The organism is Photorhabdus africana (assembly GCF_035181445.1).
Taxonomy (GTDB): domain Bacteria; phylum Pseudomonadota; class Gammaproteobacteria; order Enterobacterales; family Enterobacteriaceae; genus Photorhabdus; species Photorhabdus laumondii.
The window spans coordinates 1-412 of record NZ_JAXBVE010000200.1 but is presented as its reverse complement, the minus strand read 5'-3'; the positions used below and the strand labels follow the sequence as shown (position 1 = coordinate 412).

1 protein-coding gene is annotated in these 412 nt (G+C 53.2%); it reads left to right on the top strand.

Annotated elements, in window-relative coordinates; all coding sequences use genetic code 11:
• The coding region (locus tag SLS51_RS23390) for a type VI secretion system-associated protein TagO (RefSeq protein ID WP_323840860.1) at positions 1-412 on the top strand (412 nt) is incomplete at both ends.

Below are 412 nucleotides of genomic sequence, written 5' to 3'. Positions count from 1 at the left end.
CACCCCTGATACTCAGCCCGCTCAGGAAACCCCAACAGCGCCTTCACTACCCGCTTTGCTACAATGCCGGGCAGAACCGTCACCGTTGGTCAGAGTCGATTGCTACGACCGCCTATTGGATAAAGTCGATAATATTGCTGTTATCCCGTTAGAAAAAACCGGCCCGGTCTGGAGACAGGCAATGGAACAGGAGATGAAACGCACTGACCATTCAACCGGTTTTATCACCACCCAATCTGACAGCCTACCGATTCGCGTCATACTGACCACCCCTGCGATGGGTGTTCCACCCCCCCGGCCAGTCCTGATGCTGAGTTGTATCGATAACATTACCCGCATACAAATTGCCCTGGCGAAACCACAAGATAGCGGCACGGTGATGATGTCGACGGAAATCACCCAATTCAGTGCT